This is a genomic window from Saccharothrix sp. CCNWYY140, from assembly GCF_037401995.1.
Taxonomy (GTDB): Bacteria; Actinomycetota; Actinomycetes; order Mycobacteriales; family Pseudonocardiaceae; genus Actinosynnema.
On sequence record NZ_JBBEGC010000007.1, the window covers coordinates 63,525 to 89,073 of the forward strand.

General features: G+C 72.8%; 24 protein-coding genes. 10 read left to right on the top strand and 14 right to left on the bottom strand.

Features of this window, described 5'->3' with window-relative positions:
• The first annotated feature begins 14 nt into the window (after positions 1-14).
• Positions 15-971 (top strand): helix-turn-helix transcriptional regulator, encoded by a 957-nt coding sequence (locus WBN91_RS06300; protein ID WP_337722175.1) that lies wholly within the window; start codon positions 15-17, stop codon positions 969-971.
• Here WBN91_RS06300 and glyA read toward each other — a convergent pair.
• Positions 958-2,301 (bottom strand): serine hydroxymethyltransferase, encoded by a 1,344-nt coding sequence (gene glyA, locus WBN91_RS06305; RefSeq protein ID WP_337722176.1) that lies wholly within the window; start codon positions 2,299-2,301, stop codon positions 958-960. The two genes, WBN91_RS06300 and glyA, sit on opposite strands and share 14 nt — an antisense overlap.
• A gap of 62 nt (positions 2,302-2,363) precedes the next feature.
• Here glyA and WBN91_RS06310 point away from each other — a divergent pair, with 62 nt between their 5' ends.
• The 3 genes from WBN91_RS06310 (at position 2,364) to WBN91_RS06320 (ending at position 4,768) form a co-directional block, all read left to right on the top strand.
• Positions 2,364-3,209, top strand: coding sequence for a helix-turn-helix domain-containing protein (locus WBN91_RS06310; RefSeq protein ID WP_337722177.1), 846 nt, complete (start codon positions 2,364-2,366; stop codon positions 3,207-3,209).
• Between the two features lie 89 nt (positions 3,210-3,298).
• The gene (locus tag WBN91_RS06315) at positions 3,299-4,120 is read left to right on the top strand and encodes a helix-turn-helix domain-containing protein (RefSeq protein WP_337722286.1); all 822 of its coding nucleotides are present in this window, start codon (positions 3,299-3,301) and stop codon (positions 4,118-4,120) included.
• A 69-nt stretch (positions 4,121-4,189) separates the two neighbouring features.
• Positions 4,190-4,768 (top strand): dihydrofolate reductase family protein, encoded by a 579-nt coding sequence (locus tag WBN91_RS06320; RefSeq protein ID WP_337722178.1) that lies wholly within the window; start codon positions 4,190-4,192, stop codon positions 4,766-4,768.
• A 48-nt stretch (positions 4,769-4,816) separates the two neighbouring features.
• Here the strand turns inward: WBN91_RS06320 and WBN91_RS06325 are convergent, their stop codons facing one another.
• Genes WBN91_RS06325 through WBN91_RS06340 form a run of 4 tightly spaced genes read right to left on the bottom strand, consistent with a single transcriptional unit; the run spans position 4,817 to position 8,246 of the window.
• Positions 4,817-6,028 (bottom strand): acyl-CoA dehydrogenase family protein, encoded by a 1,212-nt coding sequence (locus WBN91_RS06325; protein ID WP_337722179.1) that lies wholly within the window; start codon positions 6,026-6,028, stop codon positions 4,817-4,819.
• Positions 6,028-7,032, bottom strand: coding sequence for a phosphotransferase family protein (locus tag WBN91_RS06330; RefSeq protein WP_337722180.1), 1,005 nt, complete (start codon positions 7,030-7,032; stop codon positions 6,028-6,030). Before WBN91_RS06330 ends, WBN91_RS06325 begins: the two co-directional genes overlap by 1 nt.
• Positions 7,029-7,691 (bottom strand): HAD family hydrolase, encoded by a 663-nt coding sequence (locus WBN91_RS06335; protein WP_337722181.1) that lies wholly within the window; start codon positions 7,689-7,691, stop codon positions 7,029-7,031. Before WBN91_RS06335 ends, WBN91_RS06330 begins: the two co-directional genes overlap by 4 nt.
• 45 nt (positions 7,692-7,736) lie before the next feature.
• Positions 7,737-8,246 (bottom strand): DUF6886 family protein, encoded by a 510-nt coding sequence (locus WBN91_RS06340; protein WP_337722182.1) that lies wholly within the window; start codon positions 8,244-8,246, stop codon positions 7,737-7,739.
• Positions 8,247-8,435: 189 nt separating this feature from the next.
• Between WBN91_RS06340 and WBN91_RS06345 the strand changes: the two genes are divergently transcribed.
• Together WBN91_RS06345 and WBN91_RS06350 are read left to right on the top strand one after the other, a co-directional pair.
• The gene (locus WBN91_RS06345) at positions 8,436-10,466 is read left to right on the top strand and encodes a putative bifunctional diguanylate cyclase/phosphodiesterase (protein WP_337722183.1); all 2,031 of its coding nucleotides are present in this window, start codon (positions 8,436-8,438) and stop codon (positions 10,464-10,466) included.
• Between the two features lie 28 nt (positions 10,467-10,494).
• A complete protein-coding gene (locus tag WBN91_RS06350; protein WP_337722184.1) occupies positions 10,495-11,136 on the top strand; it encodes a VOC family protein in 642 nt (213 codons plus the stop codon).
• On the opposite strand, the gene WBN91_RS06355 is transcribed toward WBN91_RS06350, so the two are convergent.
• Positions 11,126-11,587 carry a PPOX class F420-dependent oxidoreductase gene (locus tag WBN91_RS06355; protein ID WP_337722185.1) on the bottom strand — a complete coding sequence of 154 codons (462 nt, stop codon included), beginning with the start codon at positions 11,585-11,587 and terminating at the stop codon, positions 11,126-11,128. The two genes, WBN91_RS06350 and WBN91_RS06355, sit on opposite strands and share 11 nt — an antisense overlap.
• Before the next feature lie 27 nt (positions 11,588-11,614).
• On the opposite strand from WBN91_RS06355, the gene WBN91_RS06360 reads away from it, so the two are divergent.
• Complete coding sequence (locus WBN91_RS06360; RefSeq protein ID WP_337722287.1) at positions 11,615-12,454, top strand: alpha/beta fold hydrolase; 840 nt, start codon at positions 11,615-11,617, stop codon at positions 12,452-12,454.
• A 15-nt stretch (positions 12,455-12,469) separates the two neighbouring features.
• Here WBN91_RS06360 and WBN91_RS06365 read toward each other — a convergent pair whose 3' ends face one another.
• The 6 genes from WBN91_RS06365 to ku (WBN91_RS06390) form a co-directional block, all read right to left on the bottom strand.
• On the bottom strand, positions 12,470-15,505 hold the full coding sequence (locus WBN91_RS06365) for a BTAD domain-containing putative transcriptional regulator (RefSeq protein WP_337722186.1): 3,036 nt from the start codon (positions 15,503-15,505) through the stop codon (positions 12,470-12,472).
• A 104-nt stretch (positions 15,506-15,609) separates the two neighbouring features.
• Positions 15,610-16,170 carry a GrpB family protein gene (locus tag WBN91_RS06370; protein ID WP_337722187.1) on the bottom strand — a complete coding sequence of 187 codons (561 nt, stop codon included), beginning with the start codon at positions 16,168-16,170 and terminating at the stop codon, positions 15,610-15,612.
• Between the two features lie 44 nt (positions 16,171-16,214).
• Positions 16,215-17,120, bottom strand: a complete 906-nt coding sequence (ligD, locus tag WBN91_RS06375; RefSeq protein ID WP_337722188.1) for a non-homologous end-joining DNA ligase — start codon at positions 17,118-17,120, stop codon at positions 16,215-16,217.
• Positions 17,113-18,561: a non-homologous end-joining DNA ligase gene (ligD, locus tag WBN91_RS06380; RefSeq protein ID WP_337722189.1), complete on the bottom strand. Its 1,449-nt coding sequence runs from the start codon at positions 18,559-18,561 to the stop codon at positions 17,113-17,115. Before ligD (WBN91_RS06380) ends, ligD (WBN91_RS06375) begins: the two co-directional genes overlap by 8 nt.
• Before the next feature lie 10 nt (positions 18,562-18,571).
• Positions 18,572-19,567, bottom strand: coding sequence for a non-homologous end joining protein Ku (gene ku, locus WBN91_RS06385; protein ID WP_337722190.1), 996 nt, complete (start codon positions 19,565-19,567; stop codon positions 18,572-18,574).
• Between the two features lie 42 nt (positions 19,568-19,609).
• Positions 19,610-20,422: a non-homologous end joining protein Ku gene (gene ku / locus WBN91_RS06390; protein WP_337722288.1), complete on the bottom strand. Its 813-nt coding sequence runs from the start codon at positions 20,420-20,422 to the stop codon at positions 19,610-19,612.
• On the opposite strand from ku (WBN91_RS06390), the gene WBN91_RS06395 reads away from it, so the two are divergent.
• Complete coding sequence (locus tag WBN91_RS06395; RefSeq protein ID WP_337722191.1) at positions 20,421-21,323, top strand: hypothetical protein; 903 nt, start codon at positions 20,421-20,423, stop codon at positions 21,321-21,323. The two genes, ku (WBN91_RS06390) and WBN91_RS06395, sit on opposite strands and share 2 nt — an antisense overlap.
• 28 nt (positions 21,324-21,351) lie before the next feature.
• Here the strand turns inward: WBN91_RS06395 and WBN91_RS06400 are convergent, their stop codons facing one another.
• Positions 21,352-22,335, bottom strand: a complete 984-nt coding sequence (locus tag WBN91_RS06400; protein WP_337722192.1) for a tyrosine-type recombinase/integrase — start codon at positions 22,333-22,335, stop codon at positions 21,352-21,354.
• Between the two features lie 749 nt (positions 22,336-23,084).
• On the opposite strand from WBN91_RS06400, the gene WBN91_RS06405 reads away from it, so the two are divergent.
• On the top strand, positions 23,085-24,026 hold the full coding sequence (locus tag WBN91_RS06405; RefSeq protein WP_337722193.1) for a helix-turn-helix transcriptional regulator: 942 nt from the start codon (positions 23,085-23,087) through the stop codon (positions 24,024-24,026).
• Here WBN91_RS06405 and WBN91_RS06410 read toward each other — a convergent pair.
• A complete protein-coding gene (locus tag WBN91_RS06410) occupies positions 24,014-24,493 on the bottom strand; it encodes a MarR family winged helix-turn-helix transcriptional regulator (protein WP_337722194.1) in 480 nt (159 codons plus the stop codon). The two genes, WBN91_RS06405 and WBN91_RS06410, sit on opposite strands and share 13 nt — an antisense overlap.
• Before the next feature lie 45 nt (positions 24,494-24,538).
• On the opposite strand from WBN91_RS06410, the gene pip reads away from it, so the two are divergent.
• Complete coding sequence (gene pip / locus WBN91_RS06415) at positions 24,539-25,489, top strand: prolyl aminopeptidase (RefSeq protein WP_443217669.1); 951 nt, start codon at positions 24,539-24,541, stop codon at positions 25,487-25,489.
• Positions 25,490-25,549 lie beyond the last annotated feature (60 nt).

Here is a 25,549-nt window from a genome sequence, read left to right on the forward strand (position 1 = left end):
CAGAATCCACGGGTATGGCGGACACCTCGGCGCGGCTGTTGCGGCTGCTGTCGCTGTTGCAGACCCCGCGGGACTGGTCGGGGCCGGAGTTGGCGGCGCGGTTGGCGGTGACCACGCGGACCGTGCGCAACGACGTGGAGCGGTTGCGGGGCTTGGGTTATCCGGTGCACGCGAGCCCGGGTCGGGCCGGTGGTTACCGGTTGGGCGCGGGCGCGGCGCTGCCGCCGTTGCTGCTGGACGACGAGGAGGCGGTGGCGGTGGCGATCGGGCTGCGCACCGCGCGCGGGGTGTCGGGGATCGAGGAGACCTCGGCGCGGGCGTTGGCCAAGCTGGAGCAGGTGCTGCCGTCGCGGTTGCGGCACCGGGTGAACGGGCTGGTCGGGGCGGTGGAGCCGGTGTCGTCGGCGGGTCCTTCGGTGCCGGCGGAGGTGGTGACGGCGTTGGCGGCGGCGTGCCGGGCGCGGGAGGTGCTGCGGTTCGAGTACTCCTCGCACGAGGGCGCGGTGTCGGTGCGGCGGGTGGAGCCCTACCGGCTGGTCCACGTGCGGGGCCGCTGGTACCTGGTGGCGTGGGACCTGGAGCGCGGTGACTGGCGGACCTTCCGGGCCGACCGGGTGGCGCCGCGGGTGCCGACGGGGCCGCGGTTCGCGCCGCGTGAGCTGCCCTCGCCGGACCTGGTGGCGTTCGTGTCGCGGGGGTTGGTGACGGCGACGTGGAAGTTCCGGGCGGACGTGCTGGTGGAGGCGCCGGCGCAGGAGGTGGCGGCGAAGGTGCCCGAGGCGGTGGTGGAGGTGGTGGACGAGGGGCGGTGCGTGCTGCGGGTCGGGTCGGACACGCCGGGGTTGTTGGCGGTCTACTTGGGGATGTTGGACGCGGATTTCACGGTGACCGGCCCGCCGGAGCTGGTGGAGCGGGTGGGTGTGCTGGCGGACCGGTTCGCGCGTGCGGTGGGGAGGCCTACCGGGCGGTGATCCCTGCCCCGACGACCTGGCGGTTGTTGACTTCGCGGCGCAGGGCGACGGCGTCGGCGCGGACTCGGTCGGGGGTTTCGCGGTCGAGCAGGGCGCGGCGGACGAGGGTGGCGATGCGGGGTTGGTCGGCGGGGGTGAAGCCGCGTCGGGTGATCTCCTGGGTGCCGATGCGCAGGCCGCGCAGGCCTTCGTCGGCGCCCTGCCAGGGCAGGCCGATGCCGGACAGGTAGATCCCGGCGTCGCCGAGCAGCAGGCCGGCGGCCTCGCCGCCGCCGAGGTCGTGGGCGTCGATCGCGACGTGGTGGGAGCGGGTGTGCTCGCCGTCGCGGCCGACGACGGCGAACCCTTCGGCGGCCAGGGCGGCGGCGAGGGTTTGGGCGTTGGTGATGCAGGCTTGGGCGTAGTCGGTGCCGTGGGCGGCGAGTTCGGCGGCGGTGACGGCGAGCGCGCCCAGGCGGCCGGCGTCGTAGTTGGCCAGCATGCCGGGGTAGGCGACGGTGGAGACGCGGCGGGCGAGGTCGGGGTCGCGGGTGACGACGCAGCCGCCGGAGGGTCCGCCGAAGGACTTGTAGGTGGAGAAGGTCAGCACGTGCGCGCCTTCGTGCAGCGGGCGTTGGAACAGCTTGCCGGCGACGAGTCCGGCCATGTGGGAGGCGTCGTAGAGCAGGATCGCGCCGACCTGGTCGGCGGCGGCGCGGACGGCGGCGACGTCGTGCGGGAACAGCATCATGCTGGCGCCGATGACGACGACCTTGGGCCGGTGTTCGCGCAGGAACCCGGGGAGGCGGTCGTAGTCCAGGTCGAGGCGGGCGGGGTCGTAGGGCAGGTCCACCACGGTCAGGCCGCGCACGGCCGGGACGCCCTGGGCGTGGTGGCTGGCGTGCCCGCCGGCGGCCTCGGGCAGCACGGCGATGGTGTCGCCGGGTTGGGCGAAGGCGGTGTAGACGGCGAGGTTGGCCAGGGTGGCGCTCTGGAGCCGGACCTCGGCGTGCGCGCCTTCCACGAGGTCGGCGACCAGCAGCGGGGCCAGGACCTCCAGGGTGTCCAGGTGGTCGAGGCCGACCTGGTACTTCTCGCCCGGCCAGCCCATGCTGGGCCGGTTGGACAGGGTGGGCAGGGTGGCCGCGGCGGCGGCGGGACTGAGCACGTTGGTGCCCGCGTAGAGCACGATGCCGTCGTCGTCGACCTGCGCGGCGTGCGCGTCGAGGGCCTTGCGGACGGTGTCGGCGACGCCGGCGGGGCTCAGGTCGGCGGACACGGCGGCTTCGACCTGCGCGAGGCGGCGCTGGGCGCGCGGCGAGGCCCACGGGGCGATCCTGCTGGTGGTCACGGTGCCGACGGTAGGCGTGGCGGGGTGCGCGGCGGGTCGCGAGGTTTTCCTACATTTGTCGGATGCAGGAGCTGCTGGACGAGCTGTCGCGGACGTTGGGGCGCGGGGTGTCGGTGGACGACGTGTCCGGCCGGGTGGTGGCGCACAGCGCGCAGACCGAGGAGGTGGACCCGGCGCGGGTGCGGGCGATCCTGGCGCGGCGGGTGCCGCCGGAGGTGGCGGCGTGGCAGGACCGGCACGGGGTGGCGGACGCGACCGGGCCGGTGCGGGTGCCGGCGAACGCGGAGCTGGGGTTCGCGCAGCGGGTGGGGTTCCCGTTGCGGCGCGGCGGTGTGCTGGTGGGGTTCCTGTGGGTGTTGGGCGCGGAGGTCGACGCCGGGGTCGTGGCCGGTTACCTGCCCGCGTTGGCGGCGGCGGTGCGGGTCGGGGACTCCGCGCCGGTGCGGGTGGTGGTCGGGTGGGAGCCGCGGGTGGTGCGGACGGTGGAGTCGGGCGAGCCGGTGCCCGACCTGGCCGGGCACGTGGGTGTCAGCGACCCGCACCCGCCGGAGCGGGCGGGCGCGGCCTACCAGCAGGCGGTGGCGGCGGCGGAGCTGTCGGCGCTGGACCCGTCGCTGCCGCGGGTGGCGCGGTGGTCGGAGCTGGGCGCGTACCGGCTGCTGCTGGGCGCTTCGGCGGGTGAGGTGCTGGCGGGGTTGTCGCCGACGCTGCTGTCCACTTTGGAGGCTTACCTGGACTCGGGGTGCGACGCGCGGGCCACGGCGGAGGCGCTGCACCTGCACCGGACGTCGCTGTACTACCGGCTTGGTCGGATCGCGGAGGTGACGGGCCGTGATCCGGCGGACGGGCGGGCGCGGCTGGAGCTGCACCTGGCGTTGAAGCTGGCCCGGTTGGCGCGTCGCCGCTAGCCGTCGACACCTTCCACAACGGGTGACCCTCCCGGCGCGCGCGGCCTGGGGGCGTCGGCGATGCTGTGCGCGTGGAGTACGTGTCCAGAGTGCCGCGACCGCCGCTGGACGGGCTGATCGACGACATCTACTACCTGGCGGGTGCGCCGCCCTACGCGCGGTTGACGCTGCCGCCGTCGCCCGCGGCGTTGCTCGTCGTCAACCTCGGGGCGCCGTTCCGCATCCGCGCCGGCGCCGACATCGAGACGGCCGAGTACGCCGACGGCTGCGTGATCACCACGCCCACCCGCGCGTTCGAGTTCGGCTACCCGGCCCGGACCCGGTCGGTCGGCGTGCACTTCAAGCCGTGGGGGCCTGCGTCGTTCCTGCCGATGCCCGCGGTCGAGCTGTGCGACCGGCCGGTGACGCTGGAGCAGGTGTGGGGCCGGTCCGCCGTCGCCGGGCTGCGGGACCGGCTGGCCACGGCGGACGGACCGGACGAGGTGCTGACGCTGTTCGAGGAGGAGCTGCTGCGGCGGCTGCGTGAGACCTCGGGCCTGGGGCTGGTCCGCCATGTCGGCAGCGTCATCGCGGCGGCCGGCGGGGCGGTGGCGATCGGCGAGCTGGGCGCGGCGGCCGGTGTGAGCAGCACCCACCTGGCACAGCGGTTCAAGCAGCTGGTCGGTGTCACGCCGAAGCGGTTGGCCCGCGGCTACCGCTTCACCGCCGCCGTGTTCGCGATCGACCCGACCGGACCGGTCGACTGGAGTGCTGTGGCCAGTGCCGCGGGCTACTTCGACCAGGCGCACTTCGGCCACGAGTTCCGGGAGTTCACCGGGCTCACGCCGACCCGGTACCTCGAGGTCCGGCGGCGGTTCCTGCGCGAGCACCCCGGCCACGTGATCGAGGGCTGGTCGCTGCCGGCCGAGTGATTTCTTACAAGAGCGGCAGGTCACGGCCCGCTAGTTTCGGGGGCGGCCCGAAGCAGAGGAGAGAGCCCCGTGGGCAAGGTGGTCATGTACGGCTCGGTGTCGGTGGACGGTTTCGTCGCGGACGAGAACGATCAGCCCGGACCGTTGTTCGACTGGTTGGTCAGCGGTGACGTCCCGTTGGACGACAGCGGCGTGCTGAAGGTGTCGCGGGTGTCCTACGACTACACCCGGTCGTACTGGGACGGGATCGGGGCGACGATCGCCGGCCGCCACGTGTTCGACCTGACCGACGGCTGGGACGGGAAGCCCCCGGCCGGGGTGCCCCACGTGGTCGTCGTGACGCACCGGCCGCCGCCGGAGGGCTGGGACCCCGAGGCTCCGTTCCACTTCGTCGACGGTGTGGAGGCGGCCGTGGCCAGGGCGCGGGAGCTCGCGGGTGACCGCGTGGTCGAGGTCGCTGCGGGCGACGTGGGTGGGCAGGCGCTGGCCGCGGGGCTGGTCGACGAGGTGCGCATGGACGTCGCGCCCGTGGTGTTCGGGTCGGGCAAGCGTTATTTCGGGTCGGTCGACGCGCAGCACCTGTTGGAGGATCCCGAGGTGCTTCAGGGCGATCGGGTGCTCCACCTGCGCTTTCCAGTGCGCCGTTGACCGGTTCGCGCCGGTCGCGCCTCGAGCGGGCGCGACCGGCGCGAAGGGTCAGAGGTACTTCTTCAGTTCGCGCTTGGCCAGGGACATGCGGTGCACCTCGTCGGGGCCGTCGGCCAGGCGCAGGGTGCGGGCCTGGGCCCACAGGTCGGCCAGCGGGAAGTCCTGGGACACCCCGCCCGCGCCGTGGGCCTGGATGGCCTTGTCCAGCACCCACTCCGCCATCAGCGGGGTGGCGATCTTGATGGCCTGGATCTCGGTGTGCGCGCCCTTGTTGCCCACGGTGTCCATCAGCCACGCGGTCTTGAGCACGAGCAGGCGGGCCTGTTCGATGCGGACCCTGGCTTCGGCGATCCACTCCTGCACCACGCCCTGCCGCGCGATGGGCTGCCCGAACGCGACCCGGGAGACCGCGCGGCGGCACATCAGTTCCAGGGCGCGTTCGGCGATGCCGATCAGCCGCATGCAGTGGTGGATGCGGCCGGGGCCGAGGCGGGCCTGGGCGATCGCGAAGCCCTCGCCCTCACCGGCGATGAGGTTCTCGGCGGGCACGCGGACGTTGTCGAACACGATCTCGGCGTGGCCGCCGTGGGAGGCGTCGGTGTAGCCGAAGACGTGCATGCCGCGCTTGACGTGCACGCCCGGGGTGTCGCGCGGGACGAGGATCATGGCCTGTTGGCGGTGGCGTTCGGCGTCGGGGTCGGTCTTGCCCATCACGATGAAGATGGCGCAGTGGGGGGCCATCGCGCCGGAGGACCACCACTTGGTGCCGTTGACGACGTAGTGGTCGCCGTCGCGTTCGATGCGGGTGGCGATGTTGGTGGCGTCGGAGGAGGCGACGTCGGGTTCGGTCATGCAGAACGCGGAGCGGATCTCGCCGTCCAGCAGGGGTTGCAGCCACTGCTTCTTCTGCTGTTCGGTGCCGAACATGGCCAGCACCTCCATGTTCCCGGTGTCGGGCGCGGCGCAGTTGAGCGCCTCCGGGGCCAGGTGCGGGCTGCGGCCGGTGATCTCGGCCAGCGGCGCGTACTGGAGGTTGGTCAGGCCGGCGCCGTGCTCGGCGTCGGGCAGGAACAGGTTCCACAGGCCCTGGCGCCGGGCCTCGGCCTTGAGGTCCTCGATCACCGGCGGACGCGCCCACGGGTCGGCGGCTTCCTCCAGCTGGCGGTGGGCGAGCTGTTCGGCGGGGTAGACGTGCTCGTCCATGAACCGCAGCAGCTGCTCCCGCAGTTGTTCGGTCCTGGCGTCGTAGGCGAAGTCCATCAGCGCACTCCTCCGGTGGCGGCGAGTCCCTGCCGCACCAGCGGCAGGGTGAGGTTCCCGATCTGGTCGAAGCCCGCCCCGACCGTCTTGCCGGTGGTGAAGCGGAAGTGGATGCCCTCGAGGATGACGGCGAGCTTGAAGTAGGCGAACGCGGTGTACCAGCCGAGCCGGGACACGTCGGCGCCGCTGCGGGTGGCGTAGCGCTCGGTGAGCTCGTCGGCGTCGGCGAAGCCGGGCAGGCCCAGCACGGTGCCGGTGACCGGGTCGTCGTCCAGGCCGACGCCGGTCCAGTAGACGCGCAGCAGGCCGAGGTCGGCCAGCGGGTCGCCCAGGGTGGCCATCTCCCAGTCCAGGACAGCGCTGATGTCGGTCGGTTCGGCGGTGACCAGGACGTTGTCCAGGCGGTAGTCGCCGTGCACGATCGCGGCGCGCGCCGAGGCGGGGACGGTGGCGGCGAGCCGGTCGCGCAGCTCGTCGATGCCGGGCAGGTCGCGGCTGCGGGAGGCGTCGAGCTGCTTGCCCCAGCGGGTGACCTGGCGGTGGAGGAACCCGTCGGGTCGGCCGAAGTCGGCCAGGCCGACGGCGTGCGGGTCCACGGCGTGCAGGTCGGCCAGCACGTCGACCAGGCGGTGGGACAGGGCGGCGGCCTTGTCGGGGGTGAGCCAGGGGCACTGGTCGCGGTGGCGCAGGGCGGTGCCGGGCATTTCTTGCATGAGGTAGAACGGCGCGCCGATGACGTCGGGGTCCTGGCACAGGTGCTCGACCTCGGGCACCGGGACGGCGGTGCCGGCCAGCGCGGAGATGACGCGGTGCTCGCGGGCCATGTCGTGGGCGGTGGCCAGGACGTGGCCCAGCGGCGGTCGGCGCAGCACCCACCGGTTGGCGCCGTCGGTGACGCGGTAGGTGAGGTTGGATCGGCCGCCGGGGATCAGCTCGCCGGTCAGCGGCGGGGTGTGGAGGTGGGCGGCCAGCTTGTGCAGGTCCAGGCCCGGCAGGTCGGTCACAGCGCGGCTCCCAGGAGGTCGTGCCCGAGCAGGTCGGCCAGCACGGCGCGGCTGGTCTCGGCGTCGGTGTGGCGGTGGGCGTGTAGTCCGACGGCGCGGGCGCCCTCGACGTTGACCGGGGCGTCGTCGAGGAACACGCAGCGGTGCGCCGGGAGGCCGATCAGGTCCAGGGTGTGGGTGAAGATGCGCGGGTCGGGTTTGCGCAGCCCGATGCGCCCGCTGATCACGATGGTGTCGAACAGCTCCAGCAGCAGGTCCTCGGGGTAGCCCTCGCCCCAGCTGTTGGACAGCAGCACGGTGGGCACGCCCCGGGCGCGGATCGTGCGGACGAGGTCGACCATCGCCGGGTCGGGGGTGGCGCTTCCGAACATGCGGCGCAGCAGGCCTTTGGCGGCGATCTCGCGTCCGTCGAGGGTGGTCAGCTCGGCGGCCAGCAACGCCTCGAACTCCTCGGCGGACAGCTGCCCGGTCTCCAGCCGGAAGACGGGGTTGTCGGGAACGGCGTCCCTTCCCATCCAGCCGCGCATGGTCGCGGAGTAGCGGTCGCGGTCGATGTTCTCGCGGGTCAGCCAGTCCTCGATGAACGCCGGCACGGAGACGGTGAGCACACCACCCCAGTCCAACACCACCGCATCAACCCGCCGCTCGATTTCAGCCACGCCGCGAGGGTACCGACCGGTCGGTATGTAGGCAATGGCCGGAGGTCAGGGCTTTGCGTTGCGCAGCCGGATGCCGGAGAAACCGAGGTCACGGGCGGTGACCTGGTGCCAGAACGGCCACAGCGTCGGCAGTACCCGTAGTTCGATGCCGGCTTCCTCGTGCAGCCCGAACAGATCCGGGACGGGTTCCGGCGGACCCAGCGGCGTGACCGGCGTGGTGGCGACGTGGGCGTTGTCGCCGAAGGGGCGGAAGTCGGAGGCGGCGAAGCGGTAGGCGTAGAGGCGGGTTGTGCGCATCGCTTCCAGCCAGCCGTACTCGATGGCGTGGACGCGGTTCGGGCCCAGCCACTCGGCGTCGGCGGGTGGGGTGTCGGGGGTGGTCCAGGCCATCGCGCGGGGGCATTGGCGGGGGAACCAGTACGCGGGAGCCTGGACGTGGTCGACGGTCCACACGTAGGCCTCCGGTTGGCGGGCGGTGGCGGCGACGTGGGGCACGAAGTGGGTGATGTCGGGGTCTTCGGAGAAGTGCAGCAGTTCGCCGGGTGCGGGACGCATGGTGTGGCAGTGTCGCGGGGGCGTGTGGCGGGGGCCAGCGGGTTTCGCGGCGGCGAAAAGGACCCGGCGACCGCAGGCGTGCGGAAAGCGCACTGCCGGTACCTGTACGGGTGCTGAAGGTGAGGGGGTCGGCTTGCCCGTGGTGCGTGGACTCCACCATCATTGCGCGCGGGGTGGCGAGGAGGGCGCGTGAGCGGCAACGGCGGGTTGCACCGGGAGGTGCTGGACCGGGCCGATGTCGGTTTCGGTGTGACCGACGGGCAGGGCGTGTTGCGCTGGGTGAACCCGGCGCTGGCGGAGATCCTCGGGGTCGCGGTGGACCGGGTGGCGGGCAGGTCGTTGCCCGCGTTGCTGCCCGGCGCCCCGGAACGGCCCCGCTCGGGGTTGGCGCTGCTGACGCCCTCGGCCTACCGCAAGGGGCACCGCTGGCTGGAGGTGACCTGCCAGCCGCTGGGCTCCGACGACGAGCTGCTCTACCGCGTCGCGGACGTGACGGCGTGGCGGGACCGGGAGCTGGAGGCCACGCACGAGGCCGACGCGTTGCGCCGCGCCCAGGTGCTGGGCCGGATGGGCACGTGGGAGTGGCACATCGCCGAGGACCGGGTGGTGTGGTCGGACACGCTGCTGGAGATGTTCGGGTTCCCGCCCGACACCAAGCTGGACTTCGACGGCTACGCCGAGCTGGTGCACCCCGACGACCTGTCGATGATCCAGGCGACCCTGGAGGAGGCCATGCGCACCGGCGCGGGCTTCTCCTACACCCACCGGATGATGCTGGCCGACCGCCGCACCGAGCGCTGGTTCGAGTGCTTCGGCGAGATCATCACCGCCGAGGACGGCACCCCGCTTCGCGCGTTGGGCACCGCGCACGACATCACCAACGCGCGCCGCGTGCACGACGAGTTGCTGGCGCTGGCCGAGCAGGACCCGTTGACGGGCCTGGCCAACCGGCGCGCGGTGACCCGTGAGCTGGAGCGGCAGCTGGCCTCGGGCGGGCAGGGGTCGTTGCTGCTGCTGGACCTGGACAACTTCAAGGACGTCAACGACCTGCGCGGCCACGCCGTGGGCGACCGGCTGATGAAGACGCTGGCCGGGACGCTGCGGTCGCGGCTGTCGGGGTCGGGGCTGATCGGGCGGCTGGGCGGGGACGAGTTCGCGGTGGTGCTGCCGGGCTGCCCGCCGGAGAAGGCGCAGGCGGTCGCGGAGGGCCTGCGCGACGCGGTGGCGGCGTTGCCGCTGGTCGCGGTGTCCGCGCGGGTGACGGTGTCGACCGGGGTGGCCGAGTACGGCGTGGGGGACACGTGGGAGCTGGTGCTGGCCAACGCCGACCTGGCGCTCTACGCGTCCAAGGCCGCGGGCCGCAACCGGGTCACCGTCTACGAGCCGGGTCACTACGCCGACACCGCGAAACGGGTGTCGGTGATGGACCGGCTGCGCGCGGCGCTGGAGAACGGCGGGTTCGCGCTGCACGCCATGCCGATGGTGCAGCTGGCCACCGGGCGGACGCTGGGCCACGAGCTGCTGCTGCGCCTGGAGGACCACCAGGACCCGCCGCTGGGGCCGGCGGAGTTCCTGGTCGAGGCGGAGCGGTCCAACCTGGTGCTCGACATCGACCGGTGGGTGCTGTCCACGGCGATCGACGCGCTGGTGCGCCACCCGTCCCGGGACCTGAAGTTCAACGTCAACATCTCCGGCCGCACGCTGGAGGACGAGGACTTCGGCGGGTTCGTGCTCGACCGGCTGGCCACCGCCGGGGTCGCGCCGGGCCGGCTGGGCCTGGAGATCACCGAGACCGCGGCGGTGACCAACCTGGACGCGGCGCGGGCGCTGGCGTTGCAGCTGCGAGGGTTCGGCTGCCGGATCACCCTGGACGACTTCGGGTCCGGGTTCGGCTCGTTCGTCCACCTCAAGCACCTGCCGATCACCGGGATCAAGATCGACGGCGAGTTCGTGCGCGGCATCGACGAGCGCTCCACCGACGCGGTGCTGGTGTCGGGGATCGTGGAGATCGCCCGCGGCCTGGGCCTGTCGGCGGTGGCGGAGTGGGTGGAACGGCCGGCGCAGGTCGAGACGTTGACCCGGTTGGGGGTGCGGGTCGGGCAGGGTTTCCACCTGGGCCGCCCGATCCCGCTGACACAGCTCCTTTCGGGTGATGGCGTGAGTCCGAACGGAGCATTGTCGTCACCCCGGGTGGGTGCGGAGGATGGGGCGCGTTCCTGATCACCTCCCCGCCGATGGGACCGCCGCCGTGTCCGGAGTTTCCCCGAGCCCTTCGCGCGGTGTGCGCCGCGTCGAACTGGCCGCCGCCGATCCCGAGCCGATCGCCGACTTCTACGCCTACCTGCTGGGCTGGGTGGTGATCCCCGAGCCGGACGGGGTGTTCAGCGGCTGGGTCGGCGACCGGCTCGCGCTGCGCGTGAGACCAGGCCAGGACGGCTACCGGGTCGTGTTCGCCGGCACGCAGCCGCGTGAGCTGCGTGACGGCGCTGCGGTGGACTCCGGTCGGGTGCTGCACGGGCCGTGGGCACCGGAACCGCGGTCGGGCGAGCCGTGCTGGGTGGAGTTCATGGGCGCCGCCGACGACGAGTTCTGGACCGGTGAGCTGGGGTGGGCGGCGCGCACCCCGGACGAGCCGTTCACCGTCTACGACATCGACACGCGCGCGGTCGCGGGCCGGCTGGTGGGCGAGCAGCAGCGGTGGGTGTGCTACTTCTCCGTGCCCGACGTGGCCAAGGTGTGCGAGGTGGCGGCGGAGATCGGCGGCACCGTGGCGATCGGGCCGTCCGAGGTGCCCACCGGGGTCGTGGCGGCCATCGCCGACCCGGCGGGCGCGGTGTTCGCCGTGCTCCAGGACCCGCGCGGGTGGGGCGGCACCTGGTTCAGCGGGTGAGTTCGGGTGGGAAGCCGCCGGTGGCGATCGGACCCCAGTCCTCGATGGTGACCCGCAGCAGCACCTTGCCCTGGCGCAGCATGGCGGCGCGGTAGTCGTCCCAGTCGGGGTGCTCGCCGGAGATCGACCGGTAGTAGTCGACCAGCGGTTCCAGGGCGTCGGGCAGGTCGATCACCTCGGCGCGGCCGTCGAGGTGGACGTAGGGGCCGTCCCAGTCGTCGGAGAGCACACACAGGCTCACCCGCGGGTCGCGGCGGGCGTTGCGGGACTTGGCGCGCTGCGGGTAAGTCGACACCACGACCCGGCCGGCGTCGTCGACCCCGCACGTCACCGGCGAGGTCTGGGGCCGCCCGTCGCGGCGGGTGGTGATCAGCAGTGCGCGGTGGCGGGGGCGCAGGAACTCCAGCAGTCCGGCGCGGTCGGGGGTGTGCGCGGTGGCGGTCCTCGGCATCGGGTCAGCGTAGGAGAGGATGTGACCATGCCCCGCTTCTCCTCCTACGACGGCACCGGTTTGGCCTACCGCGTGATCGGTTCCGGCGAGCCGCTGGTGTGCCTGCCCGGCGGCGCCGGGCGTGCCGTGTCCTACCTGGGCGAGCTGGGCGGCCTGTCCGCGCACCGCTCCCTGGTGCTGCTGGACAACCGAGGCACCGGCTCCTCCGACGCACCGGCCGACCCGTCCTCCTACCGCCGCGACCGCCTGGCCCTGGACGTGGAGGCCCTGCGGCAGCACCTGGGGTTGGAGCGCCTGGACGTCCTGGGGCACTCGGCGGGCGCGGGCATCGCGATGGCCTACGCCGAGCACTTCCCGCACTACCTGTCCGGTCTGGTGCTGCTGACCCCGGCGCTGCGCGCGGTGGGCCTGAGCCCGACCGAGGACGACTGGGCCGAGCACCTGGCCGTGCACGCCGACCAGCCCTGGCACGCCGACGCGGTCCGCGCCCTGCGGGCGTGGTCGGCCGGCGACGACTCCCTGACCAACCGCCTCACCGCCGCCCCGCTGTTCTACGGCTCGTGGACCCCGGCGGCCCAGGCCCACGCGGCGGCCGAGGACGCCGAACGCTCCGCGGAGGCCCAGCGCGGCTACTCCGCGGAGGGCGCCTTCAGCCCCGGCCACACCCGCCGCGCCCTGGCCGACCTGTCCATCCCGGTGCAGGTGTACGCGGGCGGCGCGGACCCGGTGTCCCCGCCGCACCTGGTGCGGCAACTCGCGGAGCTGATCCCGGGCGCGGAGTACGCCGAGCAGCCGGGCGCGGGCCACTTCCCGTGGATCGACGACCCGGAGTTCCTGGTCAAGCGCCTGGCCGCCTTCCTGACCTGACCCCGGCCGCGGGGTTCAGGCGCGCAGCGCGGCCAGCAGGCCGTCCCGCCCGAACCCCGCGCCCCGGGCCGACGCCGCCGCAAACCCCTCGACCCCCAACGCCGCCCGCGCCGCGTCCTCGGCCGCGAGCACATCGGCGTCCACCAGCACCGCGGGCAGTCCCCGCAACGCCCGGGCCGCGCCCAGCAGCTCCGCCGCCCGCACCGCCTCACCCTCGACCACGCACGACCCCGCCCACGCCTCCGCGACGGCGGCCAGCACCATCGGGTTGCCCCACTCCGCCGCCGACTCCACGGCCCGCCCCCACACCGCCCGCGCCGCCGCCACGTCCCCGCCGGCCAGCTCCAGCCGACCCACCGCCACGTGCACGTGCGCCCGCACCTCCTCGGGACCGAACCACCCCCGAGGGCACACCCGCAGCGCCTCCTCGCACCACGCCCGCGCCCCGGCGAGGTCCCCGCGTGCCCGCGCGAGCTCCGCCATCCCGTGCCGGACCTGGGCCAGCATCTCCACCGCGCCCTGCGACCGGGCCATCACCGCCGCCCGCTCCAGGTCCGCCCACGCCTCCTCGAACGACCCGCGCCGGCGGTGCCACTCCGCCCGCTGCACCAGCATCCCCGCGGTGTGCTCGGTCGCGCCGAACCGCTCGCTCAACGCCAGCGCCTCGTCCAGGAACACCACCGCCGCGTCCAGGTCGCCCTCGGTCCGCGACAGCTCCGCCAGCTGCGAGAGCACCACCGACTGGCCCCACCGCTCACCCAGCGCCCGGAACCCGGCCAGCGCCGCGACGTGCGCCGCCCGCGCCTGCGCCGGCCGCCCCGCGTACTGGTACTGCAACCCCAACCCGACCTCGGACAGCGCCCGCGACCACGGGTCGGGCCCCACCAGGTGCCCGCGCCGCGCGTCCAGCGTCGGCTCGCCCAGGTCCGGCACCCCGTAGGCCATGCCCCACAGCATGGTCAGGAACGGCCGCGTCGGCGGCCCGGTGAACCCCTCCGGCACGTCCTGGCGCGGCGACAACCCGCCCGGCACCGCCTCACCGGTGCCCGACGCCGACGCCGACAACGCGCACAGCAGGTACTCCTCGGCCAACCCCGCCGGCGCCACCGGACCCGCCGCGCGCAGCACCTCGGCGGCCAGCACCGCGCCCTCCGTGCGCAGCCCGCGCAGCCAGAAGTACCAGCCCAGCTCCGCCACCAGCCGCAACGCCAGCTCCACGTCGTGGTCGACCGCCCACCGGATCGCCGACTTCAGGTTCTCGTGCTCGGCTCCCAACGCCGCCAGCCACTCCAGCTGCTCACCGCGCAGCAGGTGCGGCGTCGCCCGGCACGCCACCTCCAGGAACCACTCCGCGTGCGCCCGCCGCGCCGACTCCCGCTCACCGGCCTCCTCCAGCCGTGCCGCGCCGAACGCCCGGATCGTGTCCAGCATCCGGTACCGGCCCCCGGACACCTCCACCAGCGACTTGTCCGCCAACGACGGCAGGATCTCGTCCACGTCGTCCGGATCGACGCCGTCCAGACCGGCACCGTCGACCCCGCACACCGCGCCCGCCGACTCCAGCGTCGCCCCGTCGGAGAACACCGTCAGCCGCCGCGCCACCACCCGCTCCGCCTCGGTGAGCAGGTCCCAGCTCCACTCCACCACCGCGTGCAGCGTCCGGTGCCGCGGCGCGGCGGCCCGGTTGCCGCGCGAGAGCAACCGGAACCGGTCGTCCAACCGTGCCGCCACCTCCGCCAGCGACAACGACCGCACCCGCGCCGCCGCCAGCTCGATCGCCAGCGGCATCCCGTCCAACGCCCGGCAGATCGCCACCACCAGCGGGACCGTGTCCGCGGCCAGCCGGAACGACGGGTCCACCGCCACCGCCCGGTCGGCGAACAACGCCACGGCGGGGGAGGAGCCGTCCGCCGCGGGCAGCGGCGGCACCGGCCGCACCGTCTCCCCGGTCACCCCCAACGCCTCCCGGCTCGTGGCCAACACCCGCAACCCCGGGCACGCCGTCAGCAGCGCACCGGCCAACCCGGCCGCGTCCTCCACCACGTGCTCGCAGTTGTCCAGCACCAGCAGCACCTCCCGGCCCGCCAGCGCCGCCACCAACCGCTCCCGCGGCGCCCGCGCGGCCCGCCGCCCGTCCTCCCGCAACCCCAACGCCGTCACCACCGCCAACGGCACGTCCCCGCCCGCGCCCAACGGCGCCAGGTCCACGAAGAACACATCACCCGGCTGCGTCGCCGCGACCTCCACCGCCAACCGCGTCTTGCCCGCCCCACCCGGACCCAGCAGCGTCACCAGCCGCGCCTCGTCCAACGCCTTCCCGACCAGCCGCACCTCCTCGCCGCGCCCGACGAAACTGGTCAGCTGCGCGGGCAGCACCCGCCGACCCGCAGGCCGCTCACCCCGCACCACCTCGCCGTGCGCGGCCACCAGCTCCGGCGACGGGTCCGCCCCGAGCTCCTCGGCCAGCACCCGCCGCGTCCGGTCCACCAGCGCCAACGCCTCGGCCTGCCGCCCCTGCCCGTGCAGCGCCCGCACCAACCGGGCCACCAACCGCTCCCGCAACGGGTGCGCCGCCACCAGCTCCCGCAACACCGCCACCGGCGCCACGTCGTGGTCCTCCACGACCTTGAGCCGCAACTCCTCCCACCGCGCCGCCAACACCGCCGCGAACGGCGCGTCACCCACGTCCGCCAACGCCGGGCCGCGCCACAACGCCAACGCCTCACCCGGCAGACCGCGCGCCACCAACTCCTCGAACCGCAGCGCGTCCACGTCCCACGGGTCCACCACCAGCCGGTACCCGGCCGCCGACCGCTCGATCTCCACGTCCAGCAACGCCCGCAACCGCGACACCTGCGACTGCACCGCGTTGCCCACCCGCGAAGGCGGCCGATCCCCGTACAACGCCTCCACCAGCCGGTCCACCCCGACCACCCGCCCGGCGTCCACCGCGAGCACCGCCACCAACGCCCGCAACCCCGCGCCGCCGACCCGGACCTCCGACCCGTCCGCACGCCGCGCCACCACCGGGCCGAGCACCCCGAACCTCACGACGGGGAATTCTCCCGCACCGGCCCCCGCCCCCGAGACCACTTCGCCGGGAACTGTCGGTGCCCCGTGCGACGATCGACCCGGGGGCCGCAGGCCACGCCCGATCACCCCACCCGCGGCGGCGCGGCCGGATCGGCCCGCGCCAGGATCTCGTCCACCACGTCGCTCTTCGCGTCCGCGTACCCCTGCAAGTACGTCCACGACCGCGCCGCCAGCTCCCGCTTCACCGCCTCGTACCGCGCCCGGTCCTCCGGGTGCGCCCGCAACCGGTCCCGGAACAGCACCATCCGCGTGATCTCCGGCGACCCGACCGCGAACACGTGCAGGTTCACGTTCGCCTCCGGCCCCTTGAACATCCGGTGCTCGTGCCACCCCGGCTCCCGGATCCGCAGCACGTACCCCGCCGCCTCCAACGCCGGCACGTACGCCGCCTCGTCGGCGGGCTCCGCCACCGCCAGCACCACGTCGACCACCGGCTTGGCCGCCAACCCCGGCACCGACGTCGACCCCACGTGCTCCAACCCCAGCACCGCCGCACCCAACGCGGCCCGCACCCGCGCCGCCTCACGCTCGAACAACCCCGGCCACGCCGGGTCGTAGTCGACCAGCTCGATGCGCCGCCCCGGATCGGGCCGCCCGTCCACGAACACCGCCGTCAGATCCACCCCGCCCCCTTTCACCGTCGGAAAAGCAGGCCAGGATAAGGCGATCAGCCCGGCAGCGGCGACGCCTTTTCCACCGCGAACAGGTCACCCCACCGGTCCACCCGCTCCCGCGCCTGGTCGGCGGTGAACACCAGGTCCGACACCTGATGGCACCCCTCGACCTCCTCCCACGTCACCGGCGTCGACACCGACGGCAACGCCCGCGCCCGCAGCGAGTACGGCGCCACCGTCGTCTTCGCCGGGTTGTTCTGCGACCAGTCGATCAGCACCTTCCCCGTGCGCTGCGCCTTGGCCATCTGCCACACCACCTGCTCGGGCCGCTCCCGCGCCAACCGCCGCGCCACCGCCTTCGCGTACTCCGAAGGCCGCATCGGGTCCGACACCTCCACCGGCGCGTACACCTGCAACCCCTTCGAGCCACTGGTCTTCACCACCGGCGCCAACCCGTCCGCGACCAGCACCTCCCGCAGCAGCTCCGCCACCCGCGCGCACTCCACCACCGTCGCCGGCGGCCCCGGGTCCAGGTCGAACACCACCAGGTCGGGGGAGCGGCGCCCACCCCGCGGCCCCACCGTCCACTGCGGCACGTGCAACTCCAACGCCGCCAGGTTCGCCAACCACACCAACGTCGCCAGGTCGTCCACCACCACGAAGTCCAGGTACTCCGACCCCCGCGACGACCCCGGCGTCTCCACCCGCACCCGCCGCACCCACGCCGGCGCGTGCGACGGCGCGTTCTTCTCGAAGAACGACTCCCCGTCCACCCCGTCCGGGAACCGCCGCACCGTCAACGGCCGCCCCGCCAGGTGCGGCAGCAGCACCGGCGCGATCCGCGTGTAGTAGTCGATCACCTCCGCCTTGGTGAACCCCACCTCCGGGTACAGCACCTTGCCCAGGTTGGTCAGCTTCACCCGCCGATCACCGACCCGCACCACCGCCGACTCAACCAAGGCGCCGCACCTCCGCGGGCGCCACGTCCGGCCGCAACCCCCGCCACGTCGGGAACCGCATCCGCCCGTCCGCCGTCCACTGCCGGTGCACCACCTCACCCACCAACTCCGGCCGCACCCACCGCGCACCCTTCGCCCGCTCCCGCGGCACCGGCGTCACAAAAGGCGACTCCTTCGCCGCCAACCCCTCCAACCGGGCCGTCAACACCCGCAACTCCGCCTCACCGAACCCCGTCCCCACCGACCCCACGAACGCCAACCCCCCACCCTCCGGGATCCCCAACAGCAACGCGCCCACCACCCCCTTGCGCTTGCCCTCACCCGGCCGCCACCCGCCGACCACCACCTCCTGCGTCGCCACCCGCGTGATCTTCACCCAGTGCGGCGACCGCACCCCCGGCGTGTACGGCGAATCCAGCCGCTTGGCCACCACCCCCTCCAACCCCTGCTCCCGCGACGCCGCCAACACCTCCGGCCCCGCACCCGGATACGCCTTCGGCGTCGCCCAATGCGCACCCCGCAGGTCCAACCCCTCCAACAACTCCCGCCGCCGCGCGTACGGCATGTTCAGCGTCGACGACCCGTCCAGGTGCAGCACGTCGAACACCAGGTAGGTCACCGGCACCCGCGACACCAACCGCCGCGCCTGCGCCCCACCGGCGTGCATCCGCTGCTGCAACGCCCCGAAACTGGGCCGCCCACCCTCCAACGCGACGATCTCCCCGTCCAACAACACCTGCGTCGACCCCAGCGACTCGCCCAACCCCTGCAACTCCGGGTACGACCCCGTCACGTCGTTGCCCGCCCGCGACACCAACGTCACCCGGCCACCCTCCACCCGGGCGACCGCCCGCACTCCGTCCCACTTGAACTCGTAGGCGTAGTCCCCGTTGCGCTCCGGCAACCCCTCCGCCGCCGTCGCCAACATCGGCGCCACCACCTCCGGCAACGGCACCCAGTCCGGCCGCACCGCCTCGTGCCGCCGCCGCACCATCCAGTCCTTGCCGTCCCCACCCGACTCGCGCCGGAAGAACACGAACTCACCCTCGACCCGGGACCCGCGCAGCACCACGTCCACCTCGCGGTCGCTCCACTTCACCGTCTCGTACCGACCCCGGTCCCAGATCAGCATCTCGCCCGCGCCGTACTCGCCCTTCGGGATCGTCCCCTCGAACGACGCGTACTCCAACGGGTGGTCCTCCGTGCGCACCGCCAACCGGATCGTCCCCGGCTCCGGCGGCAACCCCTTCGGCACCGCCCACGACACCAACACCCCACCCCGCTCCAACCGCACGTCCCAGTGCAGCCGCGACGCGTGGTGCTCCTGGATCACGAACGTGTCGTCGTCACCGCGGGGGAGCGGCGCCCCCTCACCCGGCACCGGCTCCGGCGTCCGCCCGGCATCCCGCTTGCGCCGGTACTCCGACAGGTCACCACCCACCGGCCACCCCCTACGCGGGCTTCGCCCTCTTCTTCGCCGGCGCCTTCTCCTTGGTCTCCTTCGCCTTCGCAGCGTCCTTCGCCGCCAACCCACCCGACGCCCTCGACCGCGACGTCCGGGACTGCGACGCCCGGGACTGGGACCCACCCGACGACGCCCTCGACCGCGCGGCCGGCTTCTTCTCCGCCGACTTGCCCTCACCCCGCCCAGACTGACCTCGCGCCGACTCACCCCGCGCCGACCGCGCCTGCTCCACGCTGCGCTCCAACGCCGTCATCAGGTCGATGACCTCACCGGTGTCCTCGGCCTCCGGCTGCTCGGGCAGCTCCGCGCCCTCCGCCTTCGCCTCGATCAACTTCTGCATCGCCTCGGTGTAGTCGTCGGTGAAATCGCCCGGGTCGAACGACCCCGCCATGCTCTCCACCAGCGACGACGCCATCTTCAACTCCTGCGGGCGCACCTCGGTCTCGCCGTCGAGGAAGTCGAACTCCGGCTTGCGGATCTCGTCGGGCCACAACATCGTGTGCATCACCAGCAGGTCCTCGCGGGCCCGCAGCATCGCCAACGTCTCCCGCTGCCGGATCGTGATCTTCACGACCGCCAACTGCCCGCTCTGCTCCAACGCCGTCCGCAACAACACGTACGGCCGCGTCGCCGCCTTGTCCGGCTCCAGGTAGTAGGACTTCTGGAAGTAGATCGGATCGATCTCCTCCGCCGGCACGAACTCCAGCACGTCGATCGCGTGATCGGTGTTGATCGGCAACTTGTCCAAGTCCTCGTTGTCCATCACCACCACACGACCGTCGTCCAGCTCGTAGCCCTTGGCGATGTCGGCGAACGCCACCTCCTCGCCACACACCTGGCACACCCGCTTGTAGCGGATGCGCCCACCGTCCTCGCGGTGCACCTGGTGGAACCGGAAGTCGTGCTCCTCCGTCGCCGTGTACAACCGGACACCGATCGTGACCAGCCCGAAGGAGATCGCCCCACGCCACACGGACCTCATTCCACGTGAGTACCCGCCAACTGCGGTTTCCGCACCAGGGCATCACTCGAACGGGCTAGTTTTCTCCGCCACCAGCCCCGCCACCGCCGTCGCGAACCGGTCCTCGAACACCGACAGGTCCCACGGCGCAGTCATCGACTCCACCAACTCCGACGCCATCCGCTCCGCAGACCCCGACACCGCCCCCACCCCGTCCAGGAACCCCAGATCCGGCTCCCGCACCTCGTCCTCCCACAACACCGTCTGCACCACCAACCCCGCACCCCGCGGACGCACCACAGCCACCCGCTCCCGCCGCCGCAACACCACCCGAGCCACCCCGACCCGCCCCGCCCGCGCCAACGCGTCCCGCACCACCACGTACGACCCCACCGCCGCCACCTCCGGCTCGACGTGGAACGCCCGCCCCAACACCACCGGATCCACCTCGTCCACCCGAGCCACCTGCACCACGTCGATCACCCGCTGCGGCGCCACCGGCACCCGAGCCAACTCCTCGTCCTCCACCACGACCACGCGCCCTTGAGCCGTCTCCACGGCCCGCACGACATCGGCCAACCCCACCTCCTCCCGACACACCTCACACACCCGCCGATGCCGAATCCGCCCCGAATCGTCCCGATGCACCAACCGGAACCGCACCCCATGCGGTCGCACCACCGGGAACAACCGCACAGGGAAGGTCACCAACCCGAACACCAACACCCCACGCCACACCGCCCTCATGACACCTGCGTACACCCGTTCGAACAAGGTCACGCCGGCATCACTCGAACAGCCCAACCCGCCAGGCGTCCGCCGAGTAACGAGAACCAGCGGCGGACGACAACCAGGCGAAGGGACGGTGGAGCACATGGGGTACACACCCGCGATGCTGTGGGTCCACAACGACGGCACCAACACGATGAGGTGGAGCCGGACCGGAGTCGTCACCGACCGGCCCGACACCTGGTCCGACCAGGAGATCTCCTGGGGAGCAGAACGCCGCGCGGTCACCGCGCCCGCCCTGACCAGGCACATCGACGGCCTCTACGCCGCATGGGTGGGACCCGACCACTACATCCACACCTCGAGGCTCGGCGACTCACCCATCGCCGACCAGCACGGCACCGTGTGGTCCGCACCGAGGAACTCCGGGTTCCAGACCGCCCAGAACCCGACGCTCGCCTCCTACGACAACCACCTCTTCCTGGCCTGGAAGGACAAGACCGAAGGCACCATCCACTGGGCCCGCGGCACGGGCGCCGGCTGGGAGGCCCAGGTCGCCACCCCGTGGCGCACCAGCCACGGCCCCGCCCTCGGCGCCGCCCTCTTCGGCGGCATGGTCATGGCCTGGAAGGGCCAGTCACCCGACAACCAACTGCACTGGATCCAGTACAACCCCCGGATCGGGTGGTTCGACGGCCAACCGCGCCGCTACGAAGGCTGGAGCGCCGCGGCCCCGGCACTCGTCGGAACCTGGGGCCACATCTACATGGCCTGGCGAGGCCAGACCACCGCCGACCACGACGACACCCGCCTCTGGTGGTCCCGCTACGACGCCGGCTGGGCACCCCAGCGACCACTCGACGGCTGGTCGGTCACCGGCCCCGAACTGGCAGCCGACGGCGACACCGTCTACCTCGTCTACACCGAACAAACCCCCAGCGACGGACACGGCCAGCTCTACTGGACCCGCACCACCACCAGCGGCGACTGGGTGGGCCACCAAGCACTCGGCAACCGCAAGACCTACTTCACCCCAGCGATCGCCTGACCGCACCAGCAAAGGCACAGGGGAGTGGTCAGTCGTCCTCCCGCCGCGACGACGGCAGGTTCGCCAACGACACGTACGTCCGGTTGCCCGCCACCGCCGCCCGCCGCTCCCGCGCCGTCGCCTCGATGTAGTTCTGCGACGTCGCCAGGGAGGCGTGCCCCAGCAGCGCCATGATCTCCGACGCCGACGCGCCGTCCTCGGCCAGCCGCGTGGCGAAGGTGTGCCGCAACGCGTGCAGGTTCGCCCCCGACGGCACCCGGTCGTGCAGCCCCGCCCACCGGAAGCACGACCGCACCAGGTACTCCAGCCCGCCCCTCCCGATCGGCTCGCCGTGCCGATCCCGCAGCAGCGCCGAACCCCGGTCGAACCGCCCCTGCGGGAACCGCGCCCGGCACGAGACCAGGTACTGCTCGATGATCCGGTCCATCGCCGGCTCGATCGGCACCGACCGGTCCCGGTTGCCCTTGCCCGCCACGTGCAGCCGCCGCTCACCGGGCCGCCCGACCACCGACGCCAGCGTCAACGTCCGCATCTCCGCCGACCGCAACCCCGCCACCAGCCCCAACGCCAACACCAGCACGTCCCGCTCCGGCCACGGGTCACGCGCCTTGCGCGCCCCTTCGGCCGCCGCCGCCAACAACCGCTCGGGCGTGTCCTCGCCACGCAACGGCTTGGGCACCAACGGCGGCGTCTTCGGCCGGGCCACCGCACCCATCGGGTTGCCCGGCACCAGGTCCTCCGCCACGCAGAAGGTCAGGAACTGGTTCCAGGTAGACCACGCCCGCAACACCGAGGACTTCGCGTGCGAGTCCGCGAACACCCCGAACGCCTTGCGCAGGTTCCCGGCCGTCAGATCGGCGACCAGCAACCGGTCCGGGGGAGTGCCCACGACGTCGCAGAGCAACGCGGTGACCCCGGCGAGGTCCCGCCGGTAGGCCGCCGTGGTGTGGGGGGAGTCCTTGCGCGGACGGCGGGCGAGGAAGAACGACTCCTGGGCGTCGAGCACACGCATGTGATCTTCCTAGCGCACGACACCGACAATTCCGCTCAGCGCGCCCGAGCATCATGACCAACTCATGGATAATGGCGATTATCCATCAAAGAGCGGTGCGGAGAGGGGCCGACCTGGGGCCGACCCACAACCGGGGGATCACCACTCCCGAGCCACACTCAGCACCTTCCGGCCCGCCTTCAACCCCTCGCTCATACGCACGCACACGCCAGGAGCGTCCCGGCGCGCGCTGGGACACGTCAGCATCGCCAGCGAGCCGGCCCAGGAGCTTGATCATCGGCCCGAGGCACCGGCGGGCGCAGCCAGCGACCATCCGGCGACACCACCCGTAGATACGTCACGTGACGTTTGTGCAGCGCCATAACCAGGCTTCCACAGAGTGCCGATAATCTACATTATGTTAAGTAAGCAGTTCGGCGGCCCTCCAACGGCCTCTGCCGGACCCGATCCGCCCACCGACACCGCCGCCGCGCCGATGTCCCGCGATGCCGATGCCCGCGCCGACCGATTTCCTCCTCCGGTCGCACGCGTCGGGTTGTCGGTGGCTCGTGCGATGATCGTTCCGGGGGCCGGAGGCCACGCCGCCTCAAGCCCAACGCGCCGCCCGAGACGCTGTCGGGCCCCGGCCGACGCGCGATCCACAGCACCAGTCGCCACGTTTGGCACTGCTCCCCCGGCCTGTTCGACCACGTGTTCGAATCCGGTCAAAGTGCGCACCAGGTGAGCACTTCAGGGACGACACTGGCCCCATGCGTGCGGACCGGCTGGTGGCTGCCCTGTTGTTGATGCAGGCGCGGGGACGGGTGACGGCGGCGGAGTTGGCGGGCGAGTTGGAGGTGTCCGTGGCGACCGCGCGCCGTGATCTCGAAGCGCTGTCGGCGGCCGGTATCCCCGTCTACCCGCAGCCGGGTCGTGGTGGCGGTTGGGAGTTGGTCGGCCGCGCGCGGACGGATCTGAGTGGGTTGAGTGCGCCCGAGGCGCGGGCGTTGTTCGTGTTGTTGGGGCCGGCGGCGGCGGTGAACCCGGAGGCGCGGGCGGCGTTGCGGAAGTTGGTGCGGGCGTTGCCGGAGACGTTTCGGCGGGATGCCGAGGCGGCGGCGGACGCCGTGGTGGTGGATCCGGCTCGGTGGGGGCAGCGGGAGCAGGAGCGGCCGGGGGTCGTCGGGGTGTTGCAGGACGCGGTGGTGCGGCGGCGGAAGGTGCGGTTGGACTACGTGAAGCGGGCCGGGCAGCGGTCGGTGCGCGTGGTGGACCCGTTGGGGTTGGTGGACAAGGACGAGGTCTGGTACCTGGTCGCGGGCACGCCGGAGGGGCAGCGGACGTTCCGCGTGGACCGGGTGGTCGAGGCGGAGGTCACCGACGAGGAGGCGGTGCGGCCGGAGGGGTTCGAGTTGTCGGCGGCCTGGGGGCGGGTGGTGTCCGAGGTCGAGGGGTGGCAGCGGCGGACGTCGGCGACGGTCGTGGTGGCGGAGCGGCACGTGCGGGTGTTGCGGGCCCAGTTCGGTCGGCACTGCGTGGTGGAGGGTGTGGAGGACGGTCGTGCGCGGGTGCGGGTGTCGGCTCCGACGCCGTTGATGGTGGCGCAGCACCTGGCGGGGTGGGGTGCGTTGGCCGAGGTGGTGGAGTCGGACGTGGTGCGGGCGGAGTTGGCGCGGTTGGGTGCGGAGCTGGTGGACCGTTACGGCGCGTGAGGCAGGTGGGGTTGGACGCGGTCGGGCATGGGCCGCTCCCCCAGTGCTCGTAGGGCGTGGTCGACGAGGTCGCTGAGCGGGTACGGGAGTTCGGCGTCGAGTTCGCGGCCGGCGGCGACGGTGGCGGTCCACTCGGCGTCCAGGATCGGGAGGAGTTCCAGGGCGCGTGGGGTGAGGTGGACGATGCGTTGGCGGGCGTCGGCGCCGGGGTGGAGCTCGACGAGGCCGTCGCGGTGCATCTGGTTGACGGTCTGGCTGACGGCGGAGTGGGTGACGCCGATGGTGGTGGCGAGGTCGCGGATGGAGCGGGGTCCGTGGCGGTGGACGAGCCGGATGATCGGGTTGTAGCGGGGTCGGAAGCCGTCGAGGCCGAGTCGGGTGTAGGCGTGGGCCACGCCGTCGTCGAGCAGGTCGAGCAGGTGGCGCAGGCGGGTGCCGAGGTAATCGGTGGTGGGGTTGTCGTCCACTCCCCTAATGTAACAGCACTGTTGTTTCTTGAGGGGTTCGTGGTGCTGTACCCGGAGATCGAGCCGTACGCGCGCGGGATGCTCGACGTCGGTGACGGGAACCTCGTGTACTGGGAGGAGTGCGGGAACCCGGAGGGCAAGCCGGTGGTGGGCCTGAACGGTGGTCCGGGTACGGGCTGCTCCCCCGGCATGCGGCGGCAGTTCGATCCGGAGGCGTACCGGATCATCCTGTTCGACCAGCGGGGTTCGGGTCGTTCGACGCCGCACGCGGCGGATTTCGCGACGGACCTGTCGGTGAACACCACCGCGCACCTGGTGCGGGACATCGAGCGGTTGCGGGTGGACCGGGGTGTGGAGCGGTGGATGGTGTTCGGCGGGTCGTGGGGGTCGACGCTGGGGTTGCACTACGCGCAGTCGTACCCGGAGCGGGTGACCGAGGTGGTGCTGGTGGCGGTGACGACGAGCCGGCGTGCGGAGATCGAGTGGCTGTACCACGGGTTGGGGCGGTTCTTCCCCGAGGAGTGGGCGCGGTTCCGGGCGGGGGCGCCGAAGGGTGCGGTGGACCTGGTGGCGGCTTACGACGAGTTGCTGAACGACCCGGATCCGGCGGTGCGGCGCAAGGCGGCGGACGACTGGGTGGCGTGGGAGTCGTCGATCCTGACGCTGGACCCGGACCGGGTGCCCTCGCCGCGTGAGCTGGACCCGCGGTGGCGGTCGGCGTTCGCGCGGATCACGGCGCGGTACTTCCGGCACGGGGCGTGGCTGGAGGACGGGCGGGTGTTGCGGGAGATGCCGCGGTTGCACGGGATCCCGGCGGTGTTGGTGCACGGGCGGTGGGACATGCAGGGTCCGGTGGCGACGGCGTGGGAGGTGGCGCGGGCGTGGCCGGGTGCGGAGTTGGTGGTGGTGCGGGGCGCTTCGCACAGCGCGGGTGATCCGGGGATGGCGGAGGCGGTGGTGGCGGCCACCGCGAAGTTCGCGTCACACCGCGCGTAAGCGTCACGGCGCACGTGAACTCACGGCGCGCGTGGGCGTGTCACCGGGTGCGAGAGCTTG